This window comes from Paraburkholderia sp. DD10, from assembly GCF_049177125.1.
In the GTDB taxonomy this organism is placed as follows: Bacteria; Pseudomonadota; Gammaproteobacteria; order Burkholderiales; family Burkholderiaceae; genus Paraburkholderia; species Paraburkholderia terricola.
Genome location: NZ_CP185392.1, coordinates 360,444 through 383,466 on the forward strand (window position 1 = coordinate 360,444; position 23,023 = coordinate 383,466).

The following is a 23,023-nucleotide window of genomic DNA, read 5'->3' on the forward strand; positions in this document are numbered from 1 at the left end:
GCATTCAAGGCGCGGGATTCAACAAGGTTTTGTCGGATGCATACGGATCTTCGGCCCGCACCACGACGGCGGTGATGTTATCGCGGCCGCCTCGCGCGAGCGCCAGATCGACCAGTTCCTCGCACGCGTTTTCACACGCCGCCGCCGTCAGCACCGCCAGCATTTCGTCGTCGCTGACCTCGTTGCTCAGACCGTCGCTGCATAACAGAAAGACATCGCCGTCCGCGACTTCGATCACGTCGTCGTCGAGTTCCAGCAGGTCGGTGGCGCCCACCGCGCGCGTGATCATATGCTGCGCCGGATGATGCCGCGCCTCTTCGTCGGTGATGACGCCGAGCGACTTCAGCGCTTCCACCTGGCTATGATCGCGCGTCAATTGCCGCAAGCGTCCTTCGCGAAAAAGATAGAGGCGGCTGTCGCCGGCCCAGACGTAGGCGCAGAAGCGGTCGCACGCAAGCAGGACGACAACCGTGCTGCCGATGCGCTGCACCTGGCGGCGCGCGGCTTCGTCGCGCAACTGGCGGTTGGCCTTTTGCAGCCGCGTGCGCGCGTCGGCGACGAAGCTCTTCGTGCTGAGCGGCGGCGCGAGCCGGCTTAGCGAATCGATCACGAGCCGGCTCGCCAGATCGCCAACCGCGTGACCGCCCATGCCATCGGCGACGGCCCAGCGTCCGAGTTCGGGCTGGTCGAGGCAGGCGTCTTCGTTGATTTCACGAATGCGTCCCGTGTCGGAACGCGCGGACGACGTCCAGCGAAATTGGCTCGCGCAGGTCACAACGGCTACACCATATCGTTTCTACTGCGGGCGTCGGGAGAAACCGTGATGTTCGAGTTCGCGCCGGTGTTGCGGACGTCGACCGACTGGAACTGGTTGATCATCTGGTTAGCATAGAAGTTGTTGGAGACCTCGTACAGGTTGACGACCGGCCCGATGCTAGGCGTTTCCCGCACATAGGGTTGAATCCAGCCGTATACCCACGGCGCACCGCCGCCGCCGCGAATCGCCGCCATCGCCTTGCGGTCGAGCGCGAGGTTCACTGAAAGGTCGCTTACTGTAATCGAAGCCATGTCGTTCTCCGGTTGCCGCGTGCGCAACGCGCGCGGTCTAAATGGATCTGAGCATGATGGTGCAAGTGCCATGCCAATTCGCGGCTCACGTCCCCGCGTTTTCGCAACACGTTGATGGCAAGGCGATTGCGCGCGCCGACGCACGCCGCGCAGGGTCATGGCGGCGTTCACAGGTTGGCCTGTAGCCAACACGATCCAACTCGAAGCGGTGCGACACCCAACACATTCAGGCGACTCGCGGCTTGTCATCCCTAGACGAAAAGCGCCGACGCCGATTGCAATGAATGATCGACGTTCGCCAACACATCGGCGCGAATTCTGTCGGCTTGCAACCCACACCCGGCTCGCCCTGAGCGCGTCATTCTCTCTCTCAGCCCTTTAAATCAAGGCTTTCCGGCGCATGGCCCGGATGATGCAAATAACCTCGCAACAGTGTTGGAAATCGAAGCGAGGCCAGCCATGAACACCGATCTTCTTCAGACGAGCAGCGAAGGCGGCGATGAATCGACCATCGACCTGCCGATCGGCGCGCACCTCGTCACGCAACGGCGCGGTTACGAACACCACGGCATTTATGTGGGCAATGGCCGCGTGGTGCATTACTCGGGCTTCGCAGGTTCGGCGCATCGCGGCCCGGTCGAGGAAGTGGAATTGGAACGCTTCGCCGCCGGTCATCCGCTGGCGGTGCGCGCCGCGCCGAGCGCTCGCTACGTCGGCGATGAAGCGGTGCGCCGTGCGCGCTCCCGTCTCGGCGAAAACCACTATCGCCTGCTGACCAATAACTGCGAGCACTTCTGCGCATGGTGCCTGCTCGGCGAAAGCCGCAGCGAACAGGTGCATTGCTGCTTGCGGCATCCGCGCGTTGGCGTGCTCGCGCTGGTGTGTCTCGTGAAGGCTTTTGTCGAAAGTGGAGCGAAGGGCGCTCACGGTGCTCAGGTTGCCGCTCAGTTGATGTGAACCAGCAGGAAAGCATTCAGGCATTCAACGATTCAAGGAGAACGTCATGTCAGCAGCGGAAAAAACCTTGCACTGGGCCGTCGATAAATGGCTCGCACCGACCCCCTCGATGCCCGCGCGCGTCGTGCAGTTTTGCCACCGCGCTTCGCAACATCAGCGTTACGTTTGCGTGGAAGCGCTGCGGCCGGGCGGCTTGCTGTCGATCTTCTTCTTTCGCCATGACGACGGTTCGTGGAACGTGTTCCCGCCGCAAGCCGAGCGGCCTGCGATGAACGGCCATCTGCGCAGGGCGCTTGCCTAAGCGCTTTGCGGGTATTGCGGGGTTTGCCGGATTTGCCCATCCGAGGCCGCTTCCCCGATGATCCACTGACTGAACTGCAGCATGGCCGGCGTCATCGGTTTGCCCTTCAATCCTGTGAGCCAGTAACTGCCTGCATGCACTTCGACCTCGAACGGGCGCACTAGCCGCCCGGTGTTGATCTCGTGATCGAACATCAGTGCGGGCGCGAGTGCGATACCCGCTCCTTGCATCGCCGCTTCCACCATCAGCCGCGACGAATCGAACACGGGTCCGCGAATCGGCCGCGGCGGAATGCCGGCTGCGGTGAACCAGCTCATCCAGTCGTCGGCGCGATAGGAACGCAGCAAGGTTTCGTTGATGAGGTCCTCCGGCGCCGATAGACGCGCGGCGATTTCAGGCGTGCACAGCAGCGCGAGCGGCGCATCGAGCAGCCGGGTCGCGAGCGAGCCGGGCCACGTGCCGTCGCCGAAGCGGATCGCGAAGTCGAGACCCTCGGTGGCGAGGTCGACCCGATTGTTATTCGTCAGCAGCCGCAATTCGACGAACGGATGCGCGTCGCGAAACGATTTGAGGCGCGGCATCAGCCAGCCCACCGCGAACGTGCCGACCACGCCGACCGTCAATACTTCGTGAAAGTGGCCGCCTTCGAAGCGCTTGAGCACGGCCTCGATGCGATCGAACGCGTCGGTGAGGACCGGGCGCAGCGCGAGTCCTTCGTCGGTCATCGCGAGGCCGCGCGGCAGGCGCTTGAAAAGCGCGGTGCCCAGGCGCTCCTCCAACGCTCTGACCTGCTGGCTGACGGCCGCCTGGGTGACGTTCAGTTCAAACGCGGCGCGCGTGAAGCTCAAATGCCGCGCGGACGATTCGAAGGCGCGCAGCGCGTTCAATGGGAGGTAAGGTCTCATGGCAAAGGCATAAGATTTTCTTGTGAGTCGGCTAACTTATCATCGTTTGTCAGCGGCTCGCGGAAAACCGATAGTTGCGGCTCACACAAGGAGCGGCAAATGATAACCAGACGGAAATTCGCGGGTGCATTGCTGGGTGCGTCGATAGCTGGGGTTGCGGTTGGCAGTGCCGGCGCGTTCGCGAAAGTGGTGAAGACAGGCGCGACGGCGCCGGGGCGTGGCTTGGCCAAGGCGGATCTGATTCGTCAACGGCTCAAGGACATCGAGGCGGAAAGTGGTGGGCGACTGGGCGTGTCGATTGTCGATACGACGTCGGGCTTGCATGCCGGCTTGCGCACCGATGAACGCTTTCCGATGTGCAGTACGTTCAAATTGCTGGCGGCGGCGGCCGTGCTGGCACGCACGGATCGCGGGCAGGAGGATTTGCAACGGCGCATCGTGTTCTCTCAACGCGATCTCGTGTCGTATTCGCCGGCCACGAGCCAACACATCCGCGAGCGTACCGGTGAGGCCGGCATGAGCGTCGCGCAATTGTGCAAGGCGGCGATCACGCTCAGCGACAACACGGCGGCCAATCTGTTGCTGGCGAGCATGGGCGGTCCGGCGGGATTGACGGCATTCGCGCGCAGTCTGGGCGACGGCATCACGCGACTCGATCGCAACGAGCCGACCTTGAACGAAGCCATTCCCGGCGATCCGCGCGACACGACCACGCCCAACGCGATGCTCGGCAATCTACGCGAGCTTGTGTTGGGCGAGCGTTTGTCGTCGTCGTCGAAGGCGCAATTGCTGGCGTGGCTCGCCGCCAACGAGACGGGCGGCGCACGGATTCGCGCGAAGCTGCCGAAGGATTGGGGCGTCGGCGACAAAACCGGCACGGGCGATCGCGGCACCGCGAACGACGTGGCGATTCTGTGGCCGCCGGGACGCGGTCCGGTTCTCGTGGCCGTCTATCTGACCGAAACGAGCGGCAATGCGGCGCGCTGCAATGCGGCGATTGCGAATGTGGGCGCGCTGGTGGTGGCGTCGGTTCAGGCTTGACGGGCGAACGGGCCTATCAGGCGTGCAGCGAACGTGCTTGCTTTAGACGGCCCGACGCAAGCAGCACGCGGTTCCGTGCTGATGAGCCAATGTGCGCCAGCGCGTGCTGCTGTTAAACGCCCGCCAGCGCCGGCAGTTCCACGCCGTACGACAGGTGCTCGCGGCGGTTGGTCGTTTGTGACGGACGTGTCGCGTGGTTCACATGCTGTGCGTTTTCGACTCGCGTCGCCAGGCACGCCGGATAGCGCGCGTTCTTTTTCTCGAGAATCGCGCGGCTCAGAAACTCCGCGCTGTACGCATTCAGCAAATGGGCATGATGCGCTTCGATGTAAGCGGCGATCCGCGCCTGCTCGCCGTCGATTGCGGCCAGCGACGTCAGCGTGTGGACGTCCCAACGAAAGCGCAGGCCGAGTTCATCGAAAGCGGTGTTATAGGCGCACAGTTGCGCCTGGATGTCGGCATCGAGCGCGCTGTCGTGAGCGTCGAATTGAGAGGGGTTCATGATCGTCTCCTTCAGACAGGTGGCATGAACCCAGAATAAAAGCGACGGTGAATAAACAACAGTTAAAGTTATTGTGAATGACGATAGTGTTTTGTTTATGCAGCCCGAAATGCGCGCCCTCTAAACCATCGCCCTCAAGACACTTTCGGACTGCCCATGCAGCAGGTTTGCGTCGATGTGAGTGATCTGGGCGATGCGCGCCGCGCCTTCGCTGATCAAAAAGTCCTTGAACGCCGCGGCCACCGGCGGCAAGCGCTTGTTCTTGCGATGCACCACGTACCAGTCGAGCATCAGAGGAAAGCCGACCACATCCAGCACCGCGAGATTGCCGACCTGCAATTCGAGGCTGATGGTATGCGCGGAGAGAAACGCGAGACCCATGCCGGCAATCACGGCCTGCTTGATCGTCTCGGTGCTGCGGATTTCCATGGCGATGTTGAGGCGCCCCATGCCGCCGGCAAAACCTTCTTCCATTGAATGCCAGGTGTCCGAGCCCTTCTCGCGAACAATGAACGGCTCCTTGCAGAGCGTCGAAAGCGCAATGCGCTTCTTGCCGACCAGCGGATGCCTGGGCGGCGCAACGATCACATAAGGATGCGGCGCGAACGATTCGTTGCGCGTGTCGAGATCGAGCGGCGGACGCACCATGATCGCCAGATCGGTCAGGTTGTGCGTGAGTTGTTGCAGCAGTCCCTCGCGATTGTGCACTGCGAGGTTGAGCCGCACGCCTTCATTGCGCCGCGTGAATTCGCCTAACAGGCGCGGGAAAAAATAATCGCCCGCGCTGATTACCGCGATGTTGAGCTGACCGCCCGCGATGCCTTGCAAGCGGCCCATCGCTCCGTCCATTTCCCGGAACTGTTCGATGATCGAGCGCGCGTAGTGAAGCATTTCCGAGCCCGCCGGCGTCAGATAGATTTTTTTGCCGAGTTGCTCGAATAGCGCGAGACCGGCATGCTCTTCGAGTTGCTTGACCTGGGTGGAGACGGCGGGCTGCGTGAGGCACAGTTCATCGGCGGCACGCGAAAAACTCAGGTGCCGGGCGACCGTCTCGAAGATCTTCAGTTGGCGCAGCGTCGCGTTTCTCATGGACGTTACTCAGTAAGGGCAAACCCCACGTATTAGGGATGCCTAATGCAAACCATAAAATGTTTTAACTTTCGCTGATTGCTGTTCTCGCGCAGCATGCCTTCAGACCTGCTGCCCGCGCAACTCTTTTATTCCAGTCGCCGCGCGGTCAACGGGGACAAGGGTTTTCATCAATGCAATTCCTCTGGCCGACCATTGGCGTCTCATCGCAGCAGATCAAACGGCGATGAGGCAATTCGATCAGTCAGTCCAACGCGCCGATCGAGCGCGACGGAATCTACAGGAGAGACGGAGACATGGGATATCCCAACGTAGCCCAGCGAGGCACCGCGCCATTCACGCATAACCGCTGGGTGCAACTGGCAATCGGCATCGTGTGTATGGGGCTAGTCGCGAACCTGCAATATGCGTGGACGCTGTTCGTCGTACCAATGGACAACGCGCACCATTGGGGCCAGGCCGCGATTCAGACCGCGTTCACCATTTTCATCGTCACGGAAACGTGGCTCGTGCCCGTTGAAGGGTGGCTCGTCGACAAGTTCGGGCCGCGCCCCGTTGTGATCGGTGGCTCGTTGTGCGCGGCGCTAGGCTGGATCATCGACGCGCATGCAAGCAGTCTCACCGAGCTTTACGTCGCGGCGGTGATCGCCGGTATCGGCGCAGGTTGCGTGTATGGCACCTGTGTCGGCACGGCGCTCAAATGGTTTCCCGACAAGCGCGGTCTCGCGGCCGGCTTGACCGCGGCGGGTTTCGGCGCGGGCGCGGCCGTCACCGTGATTCCGATCGCCAACATGATTCAGCGCTCGGGCTACGAGCACACGTTCATGTTCTTCGGCATTTTCCAGGGCGTCTGCATTTTGCTGCTCGCCACCATGCTGATACGCCCGAAGCCGCCCGCAACGGCAGTCGCGGCCAAGCGCGTGGTCGCCACCAAGATCGATTACACGCCCGGCCAGATGATCCGTTCGCCGCTCTTCTGGGTGCTGTATCTGATGTTCGTGTTCGTTGCCGCCGGCGGCATCATCGCGACCGCGCAGCTTGGACCCATCGCGAAGGAATACGGCTTTGCCAAGCTGCCTGTCAATTTGATGGGCATCACGCTGCCGCTGTTGACGATGACGCTGTCGATCGACAATCTGTGCAACGGCTTCACGCGTCCGTTGTGCGGTTTTCTGTCGGACCGAATCGGCCGCGAAAACACGATGTTCATGATCTTTCTCGGCGAAGGCGTCGCGCTGCTCGGGCTGATGGAATTCGGCCATAACCCGTACGCGTTCATGTTCTTCGCGGCCGCCGTGTTCCTGTGCTGGGGCGAGATCTTCTCGATCTTCCCGGCGACCTGCGCGGACACGTTCGGCAGTAAATACGCCGCCGCTAACGCGGGCACGCTTTACACCGCGAAGGGCACCGCATCGATGCTGGTGCCGATCGCCTCGGTGCTGTCGGCGAACGGCGGGTGGAGCACGGTGTTCATTTCAGCGGCGGTGGTGTCGATCGCGGCGGCCGTGTCTGCGAAATTCATCCTCGCGCCAATGAGAAAGCGCTGGATCGAGAACAGTTCCAGCGCGTCGGCCAGCGTGGTCGTCGCGGAAGCGCGGTCGTAGCCATTGGCTGCTCTCGCCTGGGTCAACGCGTGAGCCTGTAGTCGCTCGCTCACGATTCAACGGAAGGTGATGTCCCATCGTGGCGTGAGCTGCGGCGGCGACAACACACCCTCCACGGCGTTATTCGACAGCGCCGCGTCGCGACCTTTGCAGCTTCGCCTGCAAGGGTCGCTTTCCGCATTCCCTCTTCATATAGGTAAAGCGCGGGCCGCGCGGCATCCGCACGTCTGTCGATACGCGTGGATCGCACTCACTAGACTTATGTAGATATGTGATATATGGTATATAAAAAGCCCAATGAGTAGCACAGGTGCCCCGGACAACGGCCACCTTGAACCTGGAAAGCACTGTCAATGGCTGATACGCAAACCGATGTTCGCCCAATGGCGTTGCCATTGACGCTCGAGCCGATCAACGCGACGGCTTCGCTGCGCGACCAGGCCTACGCAAAGCTGAAGCAGGCGATTGCCGAAGCCGACATCTATCGCTCGCGCGAAGAGATCCGGCTCGACGAAAGAGAATTGACGGAGGCGCTCGGCGTAAGCCGCACGCCGGTTCGCGAAGCGATGACGCTGCTCGAACAGGAAGGTTTTCTGCGCACGGTGCCGCGCCGCGGCATCTACATTCAGCGCAAGACGAAGAAAGAGATCGTCGACATGATCTACATGTGGGCGGCGCTCGAAAGCATGGCCGCGCGCCTGGCGACGCGGCGCGCATCGGAGAGCGAGATTGCCGGTCTCAGGCGCATGTTCGACGACTTCCGCGATACCACGCCGGCCGAGCATATCGACGAGTATTCGGAAGCGAACATCGCGTTTCATCAGGCGATCGTGCAACTCTCGCAATCGCAGATTCTGCTCGACACGATGAAGAATCTGTTCGTACACGTGCGCGCGATCCGCAAAATGACCATTTCGCAAAGCAACCGGGCATCGCGCTCGATTGTCGATCACATGCGCATTATCGAGGCGTTGGAGCGGCGCGATACCGAGTTGGTCGAGAGCCTCGTGCGCCAGCATTCGCTCGAGCTGGCGGCGTTTGTCGAGGCCAACTGCGATTTCCTCGACTGAGCTTCCGGCTGGTTGGTGGGGCGGCGTAGCCGCTAGCTGTATCAAGCCAGCAGTCGGCACGTACCTATAAGAATCCCTGAAGAGCATCCCTAAAGGCACTGTCACGCGTCGAGCGTTGCGGTGCTTTTTTGCGTCCACGGGCATGGCGTTCCTCGGCAACCAACGCAGCCTGCAAATTTCTTTCATCCGGCGCTCGCCCGCCGGCGCTACCGAGAAAAACGCCGTCTTTGTGGTTTGTGCAATGCAAACCTTCTGCCCCGAATACGCCTTAAATCCAGACCTCGCGCACAAGCTGCAACGCAGCAATCCCATCTCTTCCGCAAAATAGGCTTGAACTAATACTGTGTGTGGAATATTGTATATCACGAACCACACAACGCCCCGTCACGGAGGAGAGACGTCATGGCAGAAGCCGACAGCACGACAGTAGAAGAGACATTGAAACAACAGGCGACCGAGACGACCGACGGATTCCATCTCGTCATCGACGCGCTGAAACTGAACGACATCGACACCATCTTTGGGCTGGTCGGTATCCCCATCACCGATCTCGCACGGCTCGCGCAAGCGGAAGGCATGCGCTTCATCGGCTTTCGTCATGAACAGCACGCGGGCAACGCGGCGGCGATCGCCGGCTTCATGACGCAGAAGCCGGGTATCTGTCTGACGGTGTCGGCGCCGGGCTTTCTGAACGGCCTCACGGCGCTCGCCAACGCGACGACCAACTGCTTCCCGATGATCCTGATCAGCGGTTCGAGCGAGCGTGAAATCGTCGATCTGCAGCAAGGCGATTACGAGGAAATGGACCAGTTGAACGCGGCCAAGCCCTACGCGAAGGCCGCCTATCGCGTGCTGCACGCGGAAGACATCGGCGTCGGCGTGGCGCGCGCGATTCGCGCCGCGGTGTCCGGGCGTCCCGGCGGCGTGTATCTCGACCTGCCGGCCAAGCTGCTCGCGCAAACGCTCGATGCGGTGAAGGCCCAGCAGTCGCTGATCAAAGTAGTCGACGCCGCGCCGCGCCAATTGCCGGCGCCTGACTCGGTCAAGCGCGCGATCGATGTGTTGAAGAGCGCGAAGCGTCCGCTGATTTTGCTCGGCAAGGGCGCGGCCTATGCGCAGGCCGACGCGGAGATTCGCGCGTTCGTCGAGCAAAGCGGCATTCCGTATCTGCCGATGTCGATGGCCAAGGGCCTGTTGCCGGATACGCACGAGCAATCGGCGTCGGCGGCGCGCTCGTTCGTATTGCAGGAAGCGGACGTGGTCGTGCTGATCGGCGCGCGCCTGAACTGGCTGCTCTCGCATGGCAAGGGCAAGACGTGGGGCGCGGAGCCGAAGAAGTTCGTGCAGGTGGATATTTCGCCGACCGAAATCGACAGCAACGTCGCGATTGCCGCGCCGGTGATCGGCGATATCGGCTCCTGCGTGGCGGCGCTGCGCGCCGGGCTCGATGCGGGCTTCAGGAAGCCGGGCACGGAATGGACGGGTGCGATCGCCGAACGCAAGAACAAGAATCTCGCGAAGATGGCCGCGACGCTCGACAAGAATCCGTCGCCGATGAATTTCCACAGCGCGTTGCGGGCAATCCGCGATGTGCTGAAGACGCGCCCCGACATCAACGTCGTCAACGAAGGCGCGAATACGCTCGACTACGCGCGCAGCATCATCGACATGTACGAGCCGCGCAAGCGCTTCGATTCGGGCACGTGGGGAATCATGGGCATCGGCATGGGCTTCGCGATCGGCGCGGCGGTGACGAGCGGCAAGCAGGTCGTCGCGATCGAAGGCGACAGCGCGTTCGGCTTCAGCGGCATGGAACTCGAAACCATCTGCCGTTACGACTTGCCGGTTTGCACGATCGTGTTCAACAACAACGGCGTGTATCGCGGCACCGACGTGAACCCCACCGGGGGCAAGGACGTCGCGCCGACCGTGTTCGTGAAGGGCGCGCGCTACGACAAGATGATCGAGGCATTCGGCGGTATCGGCCACAACGCCACCACGCCGGAAGAACTGACGAAGGCGCTGCTCGAGGCGATCGCATCGGGCAAGCCGACCTTGATCAATGCCGTCATCGACGAAGCGGCGGGCACCGAAAGCGGCCGCCTGACGAATCTGAATCCGCAAAGCGCGGCGATGAAAAAGTAACCCAGAGCAACCACGGAGATACAAAGTGACCAAACCTCTCGAAGGCATCAAGATCATCGACTTCACCCACGTCCAGGCGGGTCCCGCGTGCACGCAGTTGCTTGCCTGGTTCGGAGCCGACGTGATCAAGGTTGAAAGGCCGGGTTCCGGCGACGTGACGCGCAACCAGTTGCGCGACATTCCCGACGCCGACGCGTTGTACTTCACGATGCTCAACAGCAACAAGAAGTCGTTGACGCTGGACACGAAAAAACCCGAGGGCAAGGAGATCCTCGAAAAGCTCGTCCGCGAATCGGACGTGCTGGTCGAGAACTTCGGCCCCGGCGCGTTGGACCGCATGGGCTTTTCGTGGGAACGCCTGAACGAACTCAATCCGAAGATGATCGTGGCTTCGGTGAAGGGCTTCAGCGACGGCCATCATTACGACGACCTGAAGGTCTACGAAAACGTCGCGCAATGCGCGGGCGGCGCGGCGTCGACCACCGGCTTCTGGGACGGTCCGCCGACCATCAGCGCCGCGGCGCTGGGCGACAGCAACACCGGCATGCATCTGGCAATCGGCATCCTGACCGCGCTGATCGGCCGCGACAAAACCGGCAAGGGCCAGAAGGTCGCGGTGTCGATGCAGGACAGCGTGCTGAACCTGTGCCGCGTGAAGTTGCGCGACCAGCAGCGTCTCGAACGCGTGGGCTATCTTGAGGAATATCCGCAATATCCGCACGGCGAATTCAGCGACGTGGTGCCGCGCGGCGGCAATGCGGGCGGCGGCGGCCAGCCGGGCTGGGTGCTCAAGTGCAAGGGCTGGGAAACCGATCCGAACGCGTACATCTACTTCACGATCCAGGGCCATGCATGGGAGCCGATCTGCAGGGCAATCGGCAAACCCGAATGGATCGACGATCCGGCCTACAAGACCGCTGAAGCGCGTCAACCGCATATCTTCGATATCTTCGGCACCATCGAAACCTGGCTCGCCGACAAGACCAAGTTCGAAGCGGTCGACATCCTGCGCAAGTTCGACATTCCCTGCGCGCCGGTGCTGACGATGAAGGAACTGGCGAACGACCCGTCGCTGCGCGCGAGCGGCACGATCGTCGAGGTGCCGCACAAGAAACGCGGCACGTATCTGACGGTCGGCAGCCCGATCAAGTTCTCGGACCTGAAGCCGGAAGTCACCGCGTCGCCGCTGCTCGGCGAACACACCGACGAAGTGCTGGCGAGCCTTGGCTACAGTCAGCAGGAAATCTTCAATCTGCGCGAAGTGAAAGCGGTTTAACGGTGTCACGCAGGGCCGGCTTCATGCCGGCGCCTGGCGGATACGGCGTCTGTCGCGGACGCCGTATCCGGCTCAACGATCAGCGTCATAACTTGTGAGGGGAGCGCCAACCATGCAAACAACAACCATCGACTTCGAGCAGCTCGTCAACGCAATCGGCGACGCGATCATCATCTCCGACGCCACCGGCAGCATCACGTTATGGAACCCCGCGGCCGAGCGCATGTTCGGCTTCACGCAAGCCGAGGCGTTGGGAAAGTCGCTGGATCTGATCATCCCCGAGCGTTTGCGCGGCCGTCACTGGGACGGCTATCACAAGACCATGACAACGGGCGAAACCCGTTATGGCAACGACGTGCTACGCGTTCCCGCCGCGCATAAGGACGGCCGCTCGCTGTCGATCGCCTTCACGGTTGCGTTGCTGCATTCGCCGCAAAACGAATTGACCGGCATCGTCGCCGTGATTCGCGACGAAACCAGTCGCTTCCAGGAAGATCGCGCGCTGCGCAAGCGCCTCGCGGAACTGGAAGCGTCGGCAGGCGCTTGAGTGGTCGCACAGGAGAATTCCGATGCACGTAGAAGTATTGGGCAAGTACCGGCTCGAGTTGTCCGCGATGCAATGGATTCACAACGGCGGTTGGGCCGCCTACGTGGCGATTCGCACGGTCGAGGAAAACCATTCGGCGCAGCCCGATCTGCTGCCGTATCAGCAGGTGGTCGACGAAGCGATTTTTGAAAGCGAGGCGGCGGCGATTGCCGGGGCGCGCCGTGTCGCGATGGCATTGCTCACGCCCGCCGCCCGAAAACGCTAAGCCCGCATTGCATACGACGTCGCGGCACGCGCCCGGCCGGCTCGTCCAGAACAACCACGATTAATTCAGGGAGACCCGACATGGGCAAAGCATTGGAGGATGTGAGAATCCTCGACTTCACGCATGTGCAGTCGGGCCCGACCTGCACGCAGTTGCTGGCATGGTTCGGCGCCGACGTCATCAAGGTCGAGCGGGCGGGAGCGGGCGACATCACGCGCGAGCAATTGCGTGACATCCCCGAAGCGGACAGCCTTTACTTCACGATGCTCAACCACAACAAGCGCTCGATCACGATCGACACGAAGCATCCTGAAGGCAAGCTGGTTCTCGAGGAACTGATCCAGTCGTGCGACGTGCTGGTGGAGAATTTCGCACCCGGCGCGCTCGACCGGATGGGCTTCACCTGGGAGCGCATCCAGGAACTCAATCCGCGCATGATCGTCGCCTCGGTGAAGGGCTTCGGCCCCGGTCCCTATGAAGATTGCAAGGTGTACGAGAACGTGGCGCAGTGCGTCGGCGGCGCGGCCTCGACAACCGGTTTCGACGATGGCCCGCCCGTGGTGACCGGCGCGCAGATCGGCGACAGCGGCACGGGCCTGCATCTCGCGCTCGGCATCGTCACGGCGCTCTATCAACGCAAATCGACGGGACGCGGCCAACATGTGCTGGCCGCGATGCAGGACGGCGTGCTCAATCTGTGCCGCGTGAAGTTGCGCGACCAGCAGCGGCTGGAACGCACCGGCGTGATGAAAGAGTACCCGCAACATCCGAACGGCATATTCGGCGAAGCGGTGCCGCGCGCGGGCAACGCATCCGGCGGCGGTCAGCCTGGCTGGATTCTCAAATGCAAGGGCTGGGAAACCGACCCGAACGCGTATATCTACTTCATCGCGCAGGCCCCTGTATGGGCCAAAATCTGCAACGTGATCGGCCGTGAAGAATGGACCACGGACCCGAACTACGCGACGCCCGCCGCGCGCCTGCCGCATCTGAAAGACATTTTCGCCGAGGTCGAGCGCTGGACCATGACCAAGACGAAGTTCGAGGCGATGGCCATCCTCAACAAATACGACATTCCGTGCGGCCCGATTCTCTCCATGAAAGAGATCGCGGAAGAGCCGTCGCTGCGCAAGACCGGCACGATCGTCGAAGTCGATCATCCGGTGCGCGGCAAGTATCTGACGGTCGGCAATCCGATCAAGCTGTCGGACAGTCCCACTGAAGTCACGCGCTCGCCGCTCCTCGGCGAACACACCGACGAGGTGATGGCCGAACTCGGCTACACCGCCGACCAGATCGCTCATTTGCGCACCGTCGGCGCGATTTGAGCGCGTCGGCGGCGACCGCCCACGGCGTTCCGACGCACGCATAACAAGACCTTGCGGCGCGACCTTTCCGGTCGCGTCATCGCAACACCAATATTGCAGGAGACAATCCGATGACAGCGTGGATACGTTTTCGTCTTGCCGATGGCCATACGCGCTTCGGAATACTCGATGCGGAAAGCGTCACTGAATACGCCGGCGACATGTTCGGCGATGCCATATCGACCGGCCACGTGCACGGCGTCGATGAACTGACGCTGCTGAGCCCGTGCGTGCCGACCAAGGTCGTCGCGTTGTGGAATAACTTCTATGCGCTCTCCGAGAAACTCGGCAAGGCGCCGCCCGCGCATCCGCTCTTTCTGATCAAGCCGCCGACCTCGGTGATCGGTCAACGCGAACCGATCCGGCGGCCGCCTGCATACGGCGGCAAGATCGCCTACGAAGGCGAGCTCGCCATCGTGATCGGCAAGCGTTGCGGCAACGTATCGGTCGAAGCGGCGAGCGACCACATCTTCGGCTACACCTGCATCAACGATGTCACCGCCGCCGAACTGCTGAACGAAGACGTCAATTTCGCGCAGTGGTGCCGCTCGAAGGGCTTCGACACGTTTAGCTGCATCGGCCCCGCGATCCAGCGCGAGTTCGACTGGCGCGCGGCGCGCGTGGTGACGACGCTCGACGGCGTCGAGCGGCAGAACTATCCGCTCGCGGACATGATCTTTTCGCCCGCCGAACAGGTGAGCCTGATTTCGCAGGACATGACGCTGGAGCCGGGCGACGTGATCGCGTGCGGCACGTCGATCGGCGTGGGCTCGATCAAGGACGGCGCGACGGTCGACGTAGCGATCGACGGCATCGGCGTCCTCTCGAACACGCTCGCGCTGGAGAGTTGACATGCCGATGACGATTGCCGTGCCGCGCGAGATCCGCGACGGCGAAAGGCGGGTGGCCGCGACGCCCGAAACGGTCGGGCAGTTGCTGAAGCTCGGCTTCGCGGTGAATGTGGAAACCGAAGCCGGCGTGCGCGCGTCGTTCGATGACGATGCGTACCGCGCGGCGGGCGCGCAGATCGTGAGCGACACCCGCGCCTTGTGGGCCGATGCCGATATCGTGATCAAGGTGCGCGCACCGGAATATCACCCCGCGCTCGGCGTCAGCGAAACCTCGCTGCTCAAAGCGGGCGCCACGCTGATCAGTTTCATCTGGCCCGCGCAGAACGCGACGCTGCTCGAACAACTCGCCGAGCGCGGCGTGAACGCGATGGCGATGGACAGCGTGCCGCGCATCTCGCGTGCGCAGAAGCTCGACGCGCTGAGTTCGATGGCGAACATGGCCGGCTATCGCGCGGTGATCGAGGCGGCGCAGCACTTCGGCCGCGTCTTCACCGGGCAGATCACCGCGGCGGGCAAGATGCCGCCGGCGAAGGTGATGGTGATCGGCGCGGGCGTCGCGGGGCTGGCGGCGATCGGCGCGGCGCGCGGGCTCGGCGCGATCGTGCGGGCGTTCGATACGCGCCCGGAAGTCGAGCAGCAGGTCGAAAGCATGGGCGCTGAATTCCTCAAGCTTGACGTCGAGGAAGAAGGCAGCGGCGCGGGCGGCTACGCGAAGCAGATGAGCGCGAAGTTCATCGAGGCGGAAATGGCGTTGTTCGCCGCGCAGGCGAAAGAGGTCGACATCATCATCACGACCGCGCTGATTCCCGGCAAGCCGGCGCCGAAGCTGATTACTGCTGCGATGGTCGCGGGCATGCGGCCGGGCAGCGTGATCGTCGATATGGCGGCGGAGCAGGGCGGCAATTGCGAACTGACGCAGCCGGGCGTCGTGGCCGCCGTCAACGGTGTGACGATCATCGGCTACACCGACTTGCCGAGCCGGATGGCGACGCAATCGAGCCAGCTTTACGGCACCAACATCCGGCATCTGCTCACCGATCTGACGCCGCAAAAAGACGGCATCGCGCGTATCGACATGAACGACGATGTGATGCGCGGCGCGACCGTGGTGTACGAAGGGCAAATCAGTTGGCCGCCGCCGCCGCCGAAACAGGCGGCGATCGCGGTGCACAAGCCGGCGCCCGCGAAGGCCGCCGCCATTGCCGCCGATGCGAAGGAACCGGCTCGCGGCTCGCGCTCTACGTCGCTGATTCTGCTCGCGGTCGCCGCCTTGGGGCTGCTCGCGTTGGGCGCGGTCGCGCCGCCCGCCTTCGTCGCGCACCTGACCGTGTTCGTGCTCGCGGTGTTCGTCGGCTATCAGGTGGTATGGAACGTGACGCCCGCGTTGCACACGCCGCTGATGAGCGTGACCAACGCGATCAGCGGAATCATCGTGATCGGCGCGCTGCTGCAACTCGGCACGCCGAACGCGCTGGTCACGGTGCTCGGCGGCATCGCATTGCTGGTCGCCACGATCAACATCGCCGGCGGGTTCCTCGTGACCCAGCGGATGCTGAAGATGTTTCAGCGCAACTAAGGAGAAGTCATGCTGAACGGAATCGGCAACATCGCGTATCTCGGCGCAAGCACGCTGTTCATTCTCAGCCTGCGTGGCCTGAGTCATCCAAGCAGCGCGCGGCGCGGCAATCTGTACGGCGTCGCCGGCATGCTGATCGCGGTCGTCGCGACGCTTCTGATCGCGCAAGGCGCGGGCATCGAGGTCGTGCTGGCCGCAGCCGTGATCGGCGCGGCAATCGGCGCATTGCTCGCGCGCCGTGTCGAGATGACGCAAATGCCGCAACTGGTCGCGGTCCTGCACAGCTTCGTCGGACTTGCCGCGGTGCTGATCGGCGTCACCAATTATCTGATGCCCGCCGGCGAACTCGGCGGAGCCGAACGCGCGATCCATCTGATCGAGATCTACCTCGGCGTGTTTATCGGCACGGTCACGTTCACCGGTTCGATCGTCGCGTTCCTCAAGCTGCAAGGCACGGTGAGCGGCAAGCCGCTCGTCATTCCGGGCCGGCATCTGCTGAATCTCGCGGTGCTCGTGCTGTGCATCGCGATCGGCTATCGCTTTCTTGCGGTGCCGGCGGGCACCGACGGCGTCGTTGCGTTGCTCGCGATGATCGTGCTGGCCGGCGCGCTCGGCGTGCATCTGGTGATGGCGATCGGCGGCGCGGATATGCCGGTCGTCGTCTCGATGCTGAACAGCTATTCCGGCTGGGCGGCGGCCGCCACCGGCTTCATGCTGAGCAACGATCTGCTGATCACGACCGGCGCGCTGGTCGGCTCTAGCGGCGCGATTCTCAGCTACATCATGTGCCGCGCGATGAACCGCAGTTTCATTTCGGTGATTCTCGGCGGCTTCGGCGCGGCAAGCGGCACCAGTTCGGCGGATATCGCGGGCGAAGTCGTGCCGACCACCGTCGATGAAGTCTGCGCGATTCTGCGCGACGCGTCCGAGGTCATCATCGTGCCGGGCTACGGCATGGCGGTCGCGCAGGCGCAAACGACGATCAGCGACATCACGCGCAAGCTCGAAGGGCTCGGCGTGCGCGTGCGCTTCGGCATCCATCCGGTGGCTGGGCGCTTGCCGGGCCACATGAACGTGCTGCTCGCGGAAGCGAAAGTGCCGTACGACATCGTGCTCGAAATGGATGAGATCAACGAGGACTTCACCAACACGGACGTCGTGCTCGTGATCGGCGCGAACGACATCGTCAACCCTGGCGCGCTCGAAGATCCGGGCAGCCCGATCGCGGGCATGCCGGTGCTCGAAGTGTGGAAGGCGCGCACGGTGGTCGTGTCGAAACGCAGCATGGCGACCGGTTACGCGGGTGTCGACAATCCGCTCTTTTACAAGGACAACACGCGGATGCTGTTCGGCGATGCGAAGGGCAGCGTCGACGCGTTGCTCCGGCAATTAGAGGCGGCTTAAAGAATCCATCGAGGAACGCAGCGAAAACAACACGGGAAGCGGTCCGGAAAGCGGCCCGAGAAGCCCCACCGCCGCCAACGACGGAGACAAAAAACGTGCCTAAAAAAAACCTGGCCTCTGCCGCGGTGCGCTGGCTGCTGAGCTTCGCGCCGCATCCGGTGACGGCGAAATGGCCGGAGCGTTTCCGATCGTGTGTCGGCGCGCTCTTCGGCATCGCGTTCACCGGCGGTTCGATGTATTTTCTGGTCGGCGCGGACGCGGCGATGCCGCTGCTGGTCGCGCCGATGGGCGCATCGGCCGTGCTGCTGTTCGGCGTGCCGGCGAGCCCGCTGGCGCAACCTTGGTCGATCATCGGCGGCAATCTGGTATCGGCCGTGGTCGGCGTTGCCTGTGCGAGCTGGATCGCCAATCCGGTTGTGGCCGCGACGCTCGCGGTGTCGCTCGCGATCTGCGCAATGTTTGCGCTGCGCTGTGTGCATCCGCCGTCAGGGGCGGTTGCGTTGACGGCGGTGTTGGGCGGTCCCGCGATCCACGCAATGGGCTACCGCTTCGTACTCGAGCCGATTGCGATTCAGTCGATCGCGCTGCTCTGCGCGGCGCTCGTGTTTCATGCGCTGACGGGGCATCGTTATCCGCACGTTCCCGCGCAGAATCCGCAGCCCGGCGCGGCCCCGACGCCGGGTTTCACACGGGCCGATCTGGATGCGGTGCTCGCCAAACGCAGCGAATGGCTCGATATCGACGCCGACGATCTCGAAGCGCTGCTGCACGAAACGCAATTGCAGGGCTATACCCGCGCGCTGAACCAGTTGACGTGCGCCACCATCATGTCGCGGCCGACAGCGGCCAGCGCGGCCAGCGCGGCCAGCGCGGCCAGCGTGGCAAGCGCGCACGCCGAGCCGCGCGCGGCCAGCGTGAACACGCCGATCGCCGAGCTCGTGCCGCTGTTCGCGAATCACGGCCATCATCACATTCCGGTGCTGGACGCCGAGCGGCGACTCGTCGGGATGGTGACGCCGAGCGATGTGATCGCCGGCTTGCATCGTCACGCGCAACGCTCGCCGCGACGCGCCGCGTAGGCTCGAATGCGAACCCCGCGCGGACAGCGCAATGGATCGGATCAGACCGCCATGCGCCGAAGCATGTTCAGCAGCGTGTCGAATGAAAGCGGCTTGCGCGCGTATTCGATGACGGGATTCGGCTGCACGGGAATGTCCGCCGCCGCGCTGCACAGAATGATCGGTATCGCGCGCAGTTCCGGGTCCTCGTACAGCGCCGCGCACAGTTGCAGCCCCGACATGACCGGCATCATGCAGTCCGACACGACGACGTCGGGGCGAGTCTTGCGTATCTGTTCGAGCGCGGCGGCGCCATTCGACGCCGTCAGCACCGTGTAGCCGTGCCGCTCCAGCAGCAGTCGCCAGACCGTGAGAATGTCGAACTCGTCGTCCACGACCAGGATGGTTTTCATGAGCGGCTACGTCATGCGTCGCGGCTGTAGCGTGGCGGACAGGCCGGGACTCGAATACACGCTCGCGGGACTGAGCGCGCACTCCGCCACGTCGAGGCCTTGCGACGAAATCACGAGCTCGCGCAGGGACGTCTCGTGCGCGCTTTCGCGCTGCTTGACCACCGAGATCATGCGCCGCAACCCCGACTCGGTTTCGGCGTAACGCAACAGCACCAGGTTTTCGGTCAACGCCGAAACCCGCACGCCTCTCGCATGGCCGGGGTCGGCGTAAAGCGGCAGCTCTTCTGTCACCAGCGTGGTGACGGCGGCTTCGCGAAGCTGATGCTGCAGGGCGTTGAGAAACAGCCCGAAGCGTTCGGTGCGCAACGCCGAATCGCGGAAACCTTCCATGCCGTCGATCACGATGCGCGACGCGCCGATCTTCCTGACCGTGGCGAGCGCGGTCGCCGCGAGTTCGTCGACCGCAAGCTCGATCGCGGGTTGCCATTGAATGACGAGACGGCCGTCGTTGTACGCGTCGGTCAGCGCGATCGATACCGCCTCGGCTTTGCCGATGAGCCGCTGCGGTCCTTCGTAAAAGCCGAGATAGACGCAGCGTTCGTCGCGCGCCACGCCGGCGGCCAGAAACTGCAGACCGAGCAGGGTCTTGCCCGCGCCCGACGGTCCCATCAGCGTGGTGGTCGAGCCTTGCGCGAAGCCGCCGCCGAGCAGGCTGTCCAGATGCGGCAAGCCGAAACCCAGGCGCGCTTTCAGATCGACCGGACCCGGCTGCGCGGCGCACTGCGCTTCGAGGCGCGGGAACATCAGCAGCCCGCTTTCGGCGATGCGAAAGAAGTGCCTGCCCATCAGGTGATTGCGGGCGCGCATCTTGTGCACTTCGATTTCGCGGGCGCGGCGCATGCCGTCGCCATGGCGGTTCAGTTCGATCAGGCCGTCAACGAGCGTGTGTTCGGGATGCGGCTCGTTGCCGGAGAGCGGCGCGAGCAGCAAGGTCGTGCAATTCATGGCCGCGACCAGCGCGTTCAACTCGTGAATGAACTTCGACAGCGCGAGTTCGGTTTCGCTGAATTCACGCGCGCTGCGAAAGCCGTCAATGATCATCAGGCTCGGGCGATAGTCGTAGATGCTGGAGGCGATCAGCCTGAGAAAACCGTCGAGACCGTCCTGCATCAACTCGTGATAGCCGGAGATGAACAGCATTTGCTGCGCGACCGCTTTCTCGTCGAAGAAGGCGAGGCCCTTGAGGTGCGCAAGCAGCTTGTCATGCGACTCCGCGATCAAGGTCATGTACAGCACCTTCTCGCCCCGGCTTACACGATGAAAACCGATCTGGCTCGACAGAATCGTCTTGCCCGCGCCGGCCATGCCTTCCAGCAGATACACGCCGCCGCTCACCAGACCGCCGCCAAGGATCTCGTCGAAACCGGGCACGCCCGTTTCCACGTTGGAGCGGGAAGATGTCTGCGATTCGTGAATGGTCATGGCGCGGTGTCGTTCAAAGGGCGGCGAGGCTGCGGCTCGGGGGGAGCCGTCGATCGCTCAAACGAACACGAGTCAGCAATCGCTGTTCCCGCGTTGTCGGAGATCGCGCGTGACCGGAGTGGGCTCGCGTGGGGATGGTTCGCCCGGCTGCGGGCTTCGCTGTGAACGGGCAATGGGCGTGGCGCGCGGTGCAAACGATTCGCAGCGGGCGCGCTGTATAGCGAAGGAATGCGGGCTTTCAAACCCGACGCTGCGAAGGCGTTGAGGAAGTGCGCGGGAAAGAAAGTCTCCCCGCGCAGGCAAAACTACAAATCATGCGCGAGCGATGTGTTTTTGCGTGTTCATCCGCGCTCGCGGTCACCTCATCTCAACTGCAGGCGAAACTGCTCGCGGCGTTGATGTCGCCGCCTCGATAGCGGGCCACCTTCGGATACGGACACAGCGGCCGCGTGCGTCCCGCGCCCCAATCCGCGGGGACGTCCGTGTTCGGCGTCACATTGCTCGCGTCGCGCGCCGTGGCGATCACGCTGTCCGGCGCCTTGCCCTGCTCGACCCACGCGATCATCGGCGTGAGCATGTCGAACTGATCGGCGCTCGGGCCGCCGCTGCAATGGTTCATGCCGGCGATCGTGTAAAGGCGCGCGAAGTTCGACGCGTCGCCGCCGTTGGCCGTCATGAGCCGCTGATACCAGTCGGTGGTGTCGTTCGATGAAAACACCGGGTCGCTCGTGCCGTGATAGACCATCAGCTTCGCGCCGCGTTGCTTCAGCGCGCCGAGGTTGGTCTCGTCGGGCGGCGTCATGAACGACCACGACGATTCGCCGTAGGCGCCGCTGGTGGCGAAGATCTTCGGCGCGTCGGTGTCCATGCTGAAGTTGAGCGCGTAGGCGGACAGTTGGCTCAACACCGAGACACTCTGCGGCGGCGTGGTGAACGTGAAGGCCGCCGCGGCCGGATCGAGCGTGATGGAGTTCGACTGCTTCCACGCCGACCAGCCCTGGCCGAGACCCGCATCGTAGGGAAAGCTCGCGTACAAAGCGGTGCCCGCGCTGTTGCGCGCGCCGGAGAACACGTTGCCGATCGCGTCCTTCTGCGCGCTCGTCAGACAGGTTCCGTCGCGTGCGTTGCTCGCGCAGCTCGGGACGTCATTGGCGAGGCTGAAATTGGCCTGGCATGCCTTGATGTCCTGGATGAGGCCGTCGCTCGCGCCATCCAGCGCGTCGCATTTCGCCAGTATCTTCGACGCCGCCATCTGGCGTTCCGTGGCGGTAAAGCCCGTCGTGATGTCGGGTAAGCCGCTTGCCGTCGTCGCGGTCGCCACTTTCGCCAGTTGCTGCGCGCCCCACATTTCGCCGATGGCCGCTTTCGGCAAATGGAAACCCGGGTCGCCGGCAATGATCCCGTCGTATTCCGCCGACGAACGCGCCGCCGCGACCAGGGCATGACGGCCGCCGTTCGAGCAACCGTCGAAGTAACTGCGATCGGGCGCCTTGCCATAGGCCAGCCGGATCACCTGCTTGGCCATCGGCGTGAGCGTGGCGACCGCGTTGTAACCATAGTCGAGACGCGCTTGCGGATCGAGGCCGAACAGCGGATTCTGCGACGCGCTGTGCCCGGCATCCGAACTGATCACCGCGAAGCCCATGTTGAGCGCGTCGTTGGTCGGACCGCCGCCGCCGATCTCTCCCTTGGCGGTGACGACGTTGCCGTCCAGCCCGCCATTGGCCTGATAGAAGAAGCGCCCGTTCCATGCAAGCGGCAGGCGCATCTCGAAGCCGATCGCATAGGTCTTGCCGTCCACGCTGCTCACGCGCTGGTTCATGTTGCCTTGAATCAGGCAGTGTTCGGCGATCGGCTTGCCGGCCACGCTGAGCGTGCCCGCGGCCACATCTGTCACCGACGTAAAGACCGTGTTGGTGAACGCGAGCTTCGCGCCGAGCGTCGTGCAATTGCCCGCCAGTGTGCCCGGCGTGGCCGCGCTCAGTTGCGGCAGCGCGTTGGCGTTGGTGCTGGAATTGCCGGCGCCGCTGGTATCGTTGCCGCCGCACGCGGCGAGTGTGAGTGCCGCGGCTGCGGCGAGCGCAATGGCTGTGTGCTTCATG

At 63.2% G+C, this 23,023-nt stretch carries 23 protein-coding genes; 15 read left to right on the forward strand and 8 right to left on the reverse strand.

What is annotated here, in order from left to right; translation table 11 throughout:
• Window positions 1-4 precede the first annotated feature (4 nt).
• Both ACOCG7_RS01710 and ACOCG7_RS01715 read right to left on the reverse strand, forming a co-directional pair.
• A complete protein-coding gene (locus ACOCG7_RS01710) occupies window positions 5-775 on the reverse strand; it encodes a PP2C family protein-serine/threonine phosphatase (RefSeq protein WP_083082160.1) in 771 nt (256 codons plus the stop codon).
• Window positions 776-780: 5 nt separating this feature from the next.
• Window positions 781-1,068 carry a hypothetical protein gene (locus ACOCG7_RS01715; RefSeq protein ID WP_073428730.1) on the reverse strand — a complete coding sequence of 96 codons (288 nt, stop codon included), beginning with the start codon at window positions 1,066-1,068 and terminating at the stop codon, window positions 781-783.
• A 459-nt stretch (window positions 1,069-1,527) separates the two neighbouring features.
• On the opposite strand from ACOCG7_RS01715, the gene ACOCG7_RS01720 reads away from it, so the two are divergent.
• Window positions 1,528-2,025, forward strand: coding sequence for a lecithin retinol acyltransferase family protein (locus tag ACOCG7_RS01720; RefSeq protein ID WP_083082162.1), 498 nt, complete (start codon window positions 1,528-1,530; stop codon window positions 2,023-2,025).
• 46 nt (window positions 2,026-2,071) lie between these two features.
• Window positions 2,072-2,326, forward strand: coding sequence for a hypothetical protein (locus ACOCG7_RS01725; RefSeq protein WP_073428728.1), 255 nt, complete (start codon window positions 2,072-2,074; stop codon window positions 2,324-2,326).
• On the opposite strand, the gene ACOCG7_RS01730 is transcribed toward ACOCG7_RS01725, so the two are convergent.
• A complete protein-coding gene (locus tag ACOCG7_RS01730) occupies window positions 2,323-3,231 on the reverse strand; it encodes a LysR family transcriptional regulator (protein WP_083082164.1) in 909 nt (302 codons plus the stop codon). The genes ACOCG7_RS01725 and ACOCG7_RS01730 overlap by 4 nt on opposite strands.
• A 99-nt stretch (window positions 3,232-3,330) precedes the next feature.
• Between ACOCG7_RS01730 and bla the strand changes: the two genes are divergently transcribed.
• Window positions 3,331-4,272: a class A beta-lactamase gene (gene bla / locus ACOCG7_RS01735; RefSeq protein ID WP_083082178.1), complete on the forward strand. Its 942-nt coding sequence runs from the start codon at window positions 3,331-3,333 to the stop codon at window positions 4,270-4,272.
• Between the two features lie 112 nt (window positions 4,273-4,384).
• Here bla and ACOCG7_RS01740 read toward each other — a convergent pair whose 3' ends face one another.
• Window positions 4,385-4,774 carry a hypothetical protein gene (locus tag ACOCG7_RS01740; RefSeq protein ID WP_083082180.1) on the reverse strand — a complete coding sequence of 130 codons (390 nt, stop codon included), beginning with the start codon at window positions 4,772-4,774 and terminating at the stop codon, window positions 4,385-4,387.
• A 120-nt stretch (window positions 4,775-4,894) separates the two neighbouring features.
• Window positions 4,895-5,863: a LysR family transcriptional regulator gene (locus ACOCG7_RS01745; protein ID WP_114163978.1), complete on the reverse strand. Its 969-nt coding sequence runs from the start codon at window positions 5,861-5,863 to the stop codon at window positions 4,895-4,897.
• Window positions 5,864-6,159: 296 nt separating this feature from the next.
• On the opposite strand from ACOCG7_RS01745, the gene oxlT reads away from it, so the two are divergent.
• From oxlT to ACOCG7_RS01805, 12 genes are all read left to right on the forward strand, one after another.
• Window positions 6,160-7,467: an oxalate/formate MFS antiporter gene (gene oxlT, locus ACOCG7_RS01750; protein ID WP_083082196.1), complete on the forward strand. Its 1,308-nt coding sequence runs from the start codon at window positions 6,160-6,162 to the stop codon at window positions 7,465-7,467.
• A 353-nt stretch (window positions 7,468-7,820) separates the two neighbouring features.
• Entirely contained in the window at window positions 7,821-8,537 is a 717-nt protein-coding gene (locus ACOCG7_RS01755) for a GntR family transcriptional regulator (RefSeq protein WP_073428722.1), read from the forward strand.
• A 142-nt stretch (window positions 8,538-8,679) separates the two neighbouring features.
• Window positions 8,680-8,865 carry a hypothetical protein gene (locus ACOCG7_RS01760; protein ID WP_143326536.1) on the forward strand — a complete coding sequence of 62 codons (186 nt, stop codon included), beginning with the start codon at window positions 8,680-8,682 and terminating at the stop codon, window positions 8,863-8,865.
• A 74-nt stretch (window positions 8,866-8,939) separates the two neighbouring features.
• The gene (gene oxc, locus ACOCG7_RS01765; protein ID WP_083082198.1) at window positions 8,940-10,682 is read left to right on the forward strand and encodes an oxalyl-CoA decarboxylase; all 1,743 of its coding nucleotides are present in this window, start codon (window positions 8,940-8,942) and stop codon (window positions 10,680-10,682) included.
• Between the two features lie 25 nt (window positions 10,683-10,707).
• Window positions 10,708-11,958: a formyl-CoA transferase gene (gene frc, locus ACOCG7_RS01770; protein ID WP_073428720.1), complete on the forward strand. Its 1,251-nt coding sequence runs from the start codon at window positions 10,708-10,710 to the stop codon at window positions 11,956-11,958.
• A gap of 112 nt (window positions 11,959-12,070) precedes the next feature.
• Window positions 12,071-12,505, forward strand: coding sequence for a PAS domain-containing protein (locus ACOCG7_RS01775; RefSeq protein WP_073428719.1), 435 nt, complete (start codon window positions 12,071-12,073; stop codon window positions 12,503-12,505).
• Window positions 12,506-12,527: 22 nt separating this feature from the next.
• On the forward strand, window positions 12,528-12,770 hold the full coding sequence (locus ACOCG7_RS01780; protein WP_073428718.1) for a hypothetical protein: 243 nt from the start codon (window positions 12,528-12,530) through the stop codon (window positions 12,768-12,770).
• A gap of 80 nt (window positions 12,771-12,850) precedes the next feature.
• Entirely contained in the window at window positions 12,851-14,098 is a 1,248-nt protein-coding gene (frc, locus tag ACOCG7_RS01785; RefSeq protein WP_073428717.1) for a formyl-CoA transferase, read from the forward strand.
• Window positions 14,099-14,208: 110 nt separating this feature from the next.
• Window positions 14,209-14,988 carry a fumarylacetoacetate hydrolase family protein gene (locus ACOCG7_RS01790; RefSeq protein ID WP_073428716.1) on the forward strand — a complete coding sequence of 260 codons (780 nt, stop codon included), beginning with the start codon at window positions 14,209-14,211 and terminating at the stop codon, window positions 14,986-14,988.
• 1 nt (window position 14,989) lies between these two features.
• On the forward strand, window positions 14,990-16,564 hold the full coding sequence (locus tag ACOCG7_RS01795; protein ID WP_421376610.1) for a Re/Si-specific NAD(P)(+) transhydrogenase subunit alpha: 1,575 nt from the start codon (window positions 14,990-14,992) through the stop codon (window positions 16,562-16,564).
• 9 nt (window positions 16,565-16,573) lie between these two features.
• Window positions 16,574-17,968: a Re/Si-specific NAD(P)(+) transhydrogenase subunit beta gene (gene pntB / locus ACOCG7_RS01800; protein WP_421376612.1), complete on the forward strand. Its 1,395-nt coding sequence runs from the start codon at window positions 16,574-16,576 to the stop codon at window positions 17,966-17,968.
• A 95-nt stretch (window positions 17,969-18,063) separates the two neighbouring features.
• Window positions 18,064-19,047, forward strand: coding sequence for an HPP family protein (locus ACOCG7_RS01805; RefSeq protein WP_421376614.1), 984 nt, complete (start codon window positions 18,064-18,066; stop codon window positions 19,045-19,047).
• Between the two features lie 41 nt (window positions 19,048-19,088).
• On the opposite strand, the gene ACOCG7_RS01810 is transcribed toward ACOCG7_RS01805, so the two are convergent.
• The 3 genes from ACOCG7_RS01810 to ACOCG7_RS01820 form a co-directional block, all read right to left on the reverse strand.
• On the reverse strand, window positions 19,089-19,439 hold the full coding sequence (locus ACOCG7_RS01810) for a response regulator (protein WP_073428712.1): 351 nt from the start codon (window positions 19,437-19,439) through the stop codon (window positions 19,089-19,091).
• Window positions 19,440-19,445: 6 nt separating this feature from the next.
• Window positions 19,446-20,921: an RAD55 family ATPase gene (locus ACOCG7_RS01815; protein ID WP_421376617.1), complete on the reverse strand. Its 1,476-nt coding sequence runs from the start codon at window positions 20,919-20,921 to the stop codon at window positions 19,446-19,448.
• A gap of 367 nt (window positions 20,922-21,288) precedes the next feature.
• Window positions 21,289-23,022: a tannase/feruloyl esterase family alpha/beta hydrolase gene (locus ACOCG7_RS01820; protein WP_421376619.1), complete on the reverse strand. Its 1,734-nt coding sequence runs from the start codon at window positions 23,020-23,022 to the stop codon at window positions 21,289-21,291.
• Window position 23,023: the final 1 nt, after the last annotated feature.

Bases quoted from the DNA above. Each gene is read 5' to 3' on its own strand.
- ACOCG7_RS01725 (WP_073428728.1), top strand. From the start codon at position 2,072: ATGTCAGCAGCGGAAAAAACCTTGCACTGGGCCGTCGATAAATGGCTC.
- ACOCG7_RS01780 (WP_073428718.1), top strand. From the start codon at position 12,528: ATGCACGTAGAAGTATTGGGCAAGTACCGGCTCGAGTTGTCCGCGATG.
- pntB (WP_421376612.1), top strand. From the start codon at position 16,574: ATGCTGAACGGAATCGGCAACATCGCGTATCTCGGCGCAAGCACGCTG.
- ACOCG7_RS01720 (WP_083082162.1), top strand. From the start codon at position 1,528: ATGAACACCGATCTTCTTCAGACGAGCAGCGAAGGCGGCGATGAATCG.
- ACOCG7_RS01775 (WP_073428719.1), top strand. From the start codon at position 12,071: ATGCAAACAACAACCATCGACTTCGAGCAGCTCGTCAACGCAATCGGC.
- ACOCG7_RS01730 (WP_083082164.1), bottom strand. From the start codon at position 3,231: ATGAGACCTTACCTCCCATTGAACGCGCTGCGCGCCTTCGAATCGTCC.
- ACOCG7_RS01755 (WP_073428722.1), top strand. From the start codon at position 7,821: ATGGCTGATACGCAAACCGATGTTCGCCCAATGGCGTTGCCATTGACG.
- ACOCG7_RS01715 (WP_073428730.1), bottom strand. From the start codon at position 1,068: ATGGCTTCGATTACAGTAAGCGACCTTTCAGTGAACCTCGCGCTCGAC.
- ACOCG7_RS01740 (WP_083082180.1), bottom strand. From the start codon at position 4,774: ATGAACCCCTCTCAATTCGACGCTCACGACAGCGCGCTCGATGCCGAC.
- ACOCG7_RS01810 (WP_073428712.1), bottom strand. From the start codon at position 19,439: ATGAAAACCATCCTGGTCGTGGACGACGAGTTCGACATTCTCACGGTC.
- ACOCG7_RS01745 (WP_114163978.1), bottom strand. From the start codon at position 5,863: ATGAGAAACGCGACGCTGCGCCAACTGAAGATCTTCGAGACGGTCGCC.
- bla (WP_083082178.1), top strand. From the start codon at position 3,331: ATGATAACCAGACGGAAATTCGCGGGTGCATTGCTGGGTGCGTCGATA.
- ACOCG7_RS01820 (WP_421376619.1), bottom strand. From the start codon at position 23,022: ATGAAGCACACAGCCATTGCGCTCGCCGCAGCCGCGGCACTCACACTC.
- oxc (WP_083082198.1), top strand. From the start codon at position 8,940: ATGGCAGAAGCCGACAGCACGACAGTAGAAGAGACATTGAAACAACAG.
- ACOCG7_RS01790 (WP_073428716.1), top strand. From the start codon at position 14,209: ATGACAGCGTGGATACGTTTTCGTCTTGCCGATGGCCATACGCGCTTC.
- ACOCG7_RS01815 (WP_421376617.1), bottom strand. From the start codon at position 20,921: ATGACCATTCACGAATCGCAGACATCTTCCCGCTCCAACGTGGAAACG.
- oxlT (WP_083082196.1), top strand. From the start codon at position 6,160: ATGGGATATCCCAACGTAGCCCAGCGAGGCACCGCGCCATTCACGCAT.
- ACOCG7_RS01760 (WP_143326536.1), top strand. From the start codon at position 8,680: ATGGCGTTCCTCGGCAACCAACGCAGCCTGCAAATTTCTTTCATCCGG.
- ACOCG7_RS01795 (WP_421376610.1), top strand. From the start codon at position 14,990: ATGCCGATGACGATTGCCGTGCCGCGCGAGATCCGCGACGGCGAAAGG.
- frc (WP_073428717.1), top strand. From the start codon at position 12,851: ATGGGCAAAGCATTGGAGGATGTGAGAATCCTCGACTTCACGCATGTG.